Source organism: Shewanella sp. 11B5 (genome assembly GCF_002836795.1).
Lineage (GTDB): Bacteria > Pseudomonadota > Gammaproteobacteria > Enterobacterales > Shewanellaceae > Shewanella > Shewanella frigidimarina.
In genome coordinates this window covers 1-4,248 of the sequence record NZ_PJAP01000568.1, presented here as the reverse complement: position 1 = coordinate 4,248, position 4,248 = coordinate 1, and the positions used below count along the sequence as shown (strand labels likewise).

4 protein-coding genes are annotated in these 4,248 nt (G+C 43.0%); all 4 read left to right on the top strand.

The window, feature by feature from the left end; translation table 11 throughout:
- Window positions 1-49 precede the first annotated feature (49 nt).
- Window positions 50-2,002: a monovalent cation:proton antiporter family protein gene (locus tag CXF78_RS13285; RefSeq protein WP_011636767.1), complete on the top strand. Its 1,953-nt coding sequence runs from the start codon at window positions 50-52 to the stop codon at window positions 2,000-2,002.
- Window positions 2,003-2,190: 188 nt separating this feature from the next.
- Window positions 2,191-2,727: a sigma-70 family RNA polymerase sigma factor gene (locus CXF78_RS13280; RefSeq protein WP_011636768.1), complete on the top strand. Its 537-nt coding sequence runs from the start codon at window positions 2,191-2,193 to the stop codon at window positions 2,725-2,727.
- A complete protein-coding gene (locus tag CXF78_RS13275; protein WP_101086650.1) occupies window positions 2,724-3,437 on the top strand; it encodes an anti-sigma factor in 714 nt (237 codons plus the stop codon). Before CXF78_RS13280 ends, CXF78_RS13275 begins: the two co-directional genes overlap by 4 nt.
- Window positions 3,438-3,808: 371 nt before the next feature.
- The coding region (locus CXF78_RS13270; RefSeq protein ID WP_145991443.1) for a DUF4331 family protein at window positions 3,809-4,248 on the top strand (440 nt) is incomplete at its 3' end.

The following is a 4,248-nucleotide window of genomic DNA, read 5'->3' as shown; positions in this document are numbered from 1 at the left end:
CCCTTTTATTTCCCTTTTGACAGTTTTTTGACAAGGAGCCAAAGCGACAATGGAACACAGCATTTTTATCCATATTTTGTTGATGCTTGTGATTGCTATTGTGGCGATTGCATTGTTACGTCGACTCGGCTTACCGGCCATTTTAGCTTATTTACTCACCGGGGTTGTCAGTGGCCCCAGCGGTTTTCATTGGTTTACCCAATTACAAATGCAATCAGTGGCAGAGTTAGGCGTAGTGCTACTGATGTTTACCTTAGGACTGGAGTTTTCGGTACCAAGGTTGTGGGCAATGCGCCGAACCGTTTTTGGTCTGGGTAGCGCCCAAATGCTGGTAACGGCCTTTGTGGCAGGCGGTATTGCCATGTTGGTTGGGCAAAACTTAGTGGCAGCGGTGGTGATTGGTTCGGCTATTGCGTTGTCGTCAACGGCCATTGTGTTGAAGCTGCTTAATGAACAAAACTGGTTAAGGCGCAGGCACGGCGAGCTGTCGGTCAGTGTGTTGTTATTTCAAGATTTAGCGGTGGTGCCGCTATTGATTTTAATGCCGCTGCTCGCGAAAGGCGGCGCTGAAATGAGCTTCAACAGTATCGCGTGGGGATTACTTACCGGTATTTTGGCGTTTCTAGGGTTAATGTCATTTGGTAAATGGATATTGCCACGTATTTTTGATGAAGTAGCCCGCTCACGTTCAAATGAGTTATTTGTACTGTCGACCTTAGTGGTGGCTTTGGTGACTGGCGCGTTTACCCAATGGCTTGGATTGTCGATGGCATTAGGAGCATTTATTGCTGGGATGTTGCTTGGCGAAAGCCAGTATCGACGCCAGTTAGAGGCTGACATCAGGCCATTTCGTGATTTATTAATGGGCTTGTTTTTTATTTCCATCGGCATGCTGCTGGATTTCAATCTAGTGATGCAATATTGGTGGCAAGTATTATTGATTTTGGCTGGGGTGGTACTCACCAAAATATTAATCGTGCACGGTTTACTCAAGCTTGTGGGTGAAAATACTAAGGTATCACTCAGTACCGCAATCAGTTTGGGTCAAGTCGGTGAGTTTAGTTTTGTGTTACTGGCATTAGCAGTTAATTATCAATTACTCGATACCGAAGTGAGCACTGTGTTAGTGGCCGTAGCCGTGATCTCAATGTCAATGGCGCCTTGGCTTATTCGCCACAGTGTTGATATTGCCAAAAAGGTTAGCGGCAATAAGCTGCCACCTAAAAATGAACCGATTGAAATTGTATTGCCTCATGCTGATGAAAGTGATGTGGTACTGATTTTAGGTTACGGCCGAGTAGGGCAAACGATTGCACGCTTTTTGAAAACAGAAGCTGTGCCTTATATGGTGCTTGATTTAGACCCCACCAGAGTGACAGAAGCGAGAGCCGCAGGCGAAAATATTCATTTTGGTGATGCTTGCAGAATGGCGCTATTGAAGAAGATGGGCATTCGCCAAGCGAGCTTAGTGGTGGTGACATTTTGCGAACCAAGGCAATCTGAAGAGTGTTTAGCAGTGGCGCGTAAACTGGCTCCCGATGTAAAAATATTGGTGCGCACTCGCGATGATGCCAACTTACATGAGCTTAAAGAAGCGGGGGCGACTCAAGTTATCCCTGAATCACTTGAGGGCAGTTTAATGTTGGTGTCGCAAGTGTTGTTTAAATGTGGTGTCCCCTTAGCGCGGATTATTAAACGCTTGGAATCTGAACGACGTAATCATTACCAATATTTACACGGTTTCTTTTCAGGCACCGAAACTGATTTCACCTTAGATTTACTCCATGCTGTGTCACTGGCTTCAGGCGCTAGTGCTGTGGGGAAAACCGTTGCAGACATTCCATGGCAAGCTTTAGATGTTGAGCTTAGAGCTGTGCGGCGCAAAGGCGAGGAAATTGATCCCCCTCCACCGGAGTGGATATTAAGGCGTAACGATATTTTAATGCTGGTGGGTAAACCGCGCAGTATTGAGAAAGCTGAAGAGTATTTACTGCAAGGTTAAATATAGCTTCACATGATTCTACCAAGCACCATGCTGAAAAGTGATGGTGCTTTTTTATTTTATTTTATTTATTTTGCATCCAATATTAGCTTTGGTTCGTATAAACACTATTGGGGCTTTTTTATCAATATATGCGCAATTAGCCTGTATCAACTATATCGAACCATCATGGGGAAACGTGGCAGATTATGGATCAAGACACCTTACTTAACTTATTAAGTGCTAGTGCAGATGGAGATAAACAAGCATTTGCTGATTTATACCAATCTACCAGTGGCCAGTTATTCGCGGTTAGTTTAAAAATGCTCGGTCGACGTGAGTTAGCCGAAGAGGTACTGCAAGAAGCCTACGTAAAAATTTGGCATAACGCGACAGAATATCAACACGGAAAAGGATCGGTTCTCACGTGGATGATCAGTATTGTTCGTTACCGAGCCTTAGACATGTTGCGTTATCAAAAGGTCAGAAAGGAAGATCCACTTGAAGATGGCCAAGAAGCCATTTTTGAAGAGCATATCAATGATGACGGGCCTCAGGTTCATAAAAATAAACTCGACCAGTGCATGGGAGAACTCGAGCCTCAGCAGAAACAAGCAATTCATCTCGCTTACTATAATGGTTTATCGCATCACGAAGTTGTGGGGCACTTAGATTTACCATTAGGCACTATTAAGAGTTGGATCCGTCGTGGTTTACAACAATTACAGAGGTGTTTATCGTTATGAATTATCGTGATCCTCAATTAAAAGACGCATTAGCAGCAGAATATGTGCTTGGTACATTGCGTGGCCAAGCTAGACGTCGGTTTCAAAAATTAATGATGCAAATTCCCAGTCTGCGTGAAAGCACTTGGTTATGGGAGCAACATTTACATGGCATGAATCAATTGTTAACGCCGATAACCCCAGATGAACGGGTTTGGCAACAAATCAGTATGTCGCTAGGGTTTGTTGATAATGTGGCCCAAGCACCATCGCCAGAAACCTCAAATGTGGTGCCTATGGCAACACGTAACCGTTTATGGAAGGGATTGGCTTCAATGGCAAGCGCAGCAGCCATTGTTATGGCTGTTTTAGTTGTGAATAATCAGCCTGTACCAGTTGCTACATCGCAGCAAGTTGCGGTAGTGCAAAGTGCACAATCTAAAGCATTATGGCTGATTGAGGTCACCTCCAATACGATTGAAGTGCGCTCTACCAGTAATCTAAAGCCACTGGCGAATAAAGACTATGAGTTATGGATGGTGGCTAAAGGTGTCGAAAATCCAATTTCATTAGGTTTACTGCCTAAGTCAGGCAAGTTAACATTGGTGAAAAATAGTCAATTTGATGACATGGATATAGTGGCTCTGGCGGTGAGTTTAGAGCCTTTGAACGGCTCACCAAATGGCTTACCAACAGAGGTATTGTATACCGCAGAGCTAGCAATTTTATAAAGCCTTAATGATAAGGTGATGCTTCAAAGCATTGATGTGTTACCCCGCTGACATTTAAGCGGCCAATAGTGAGACTATTGGCCGCTTTTTTATGGCTGCAACTATCTATTGGATCCATTGGCTATCGATGAATCATCGGTTAACGGGAAATTGTATAGAGGGGTTGCATTGAAAGGACCATATTGATAGTTCATTATGCAGGAATTAACATTTTCATTAAATTAGTAAAAATAGTTTATTTATAAATCATTTAAATTCAGTGTGTTAATTTTTTATTTAATTTATTTCAACAATAGTTGCTAAAACCTGCATCCAAAATGGAACCTGAGCCGTTTACTGATATGACTCTACTACATAACAAGGAAATGGTCATGAAAGTACTAAAAATATCCCTAATCGCCAGTATCGTATGCAGCACTTTATTAGGCACTAATGCATTTGCGTCAAGTCACCGAGAAGCACCCAATATCACTCGTTTTCCAACATTAGACTCTACCGACTTCTACGCCTTTAATAGCTATGAAGCAGGACGTGAAGATTACGTCACTCTTATCGCCAACTATATTCCACTGCAAGATGCCTACGGCGGACCTAACTATTATGCGATGGATCCTGCTGCGGTATACAGCATTCATATCGATAATGATGGTGATGCTATAGAAGATTTAACCTTCCAATTTAACTTTACCAATGAACTTGCCAATAATAATCAAGGTATTGCGTTAACGGTTGGTCCTGCTGACAATCAACGTAGTGTGTCAGTACCGCTTAAAAATATTGGTGGCATTACTGCTGCGGATCAAAGTGCGGC

Coding starts and splice junctions, on each gene's coding strand:
- CXF78_RS13285 (WP_011636767.1), top strand. CDS start 50: ATGGAACACAGCATTTTTATCCATATTTTGTTGATGCTTGTGATTGCT.
- CXF78_RS13280 (WP_011636768.1), top strand. CDS start 2,191: ATGGATCAAGACACCTTACTTAACTTATTAAGTGCTAGTGCAGATGGA.
- CXF78_RS13275 (WP_101086650.1), top strand. CDS start 2,724: ATGAATTATCGTGATCCTCAATTAAAAGACGCATTAGCAGCAGAATAT.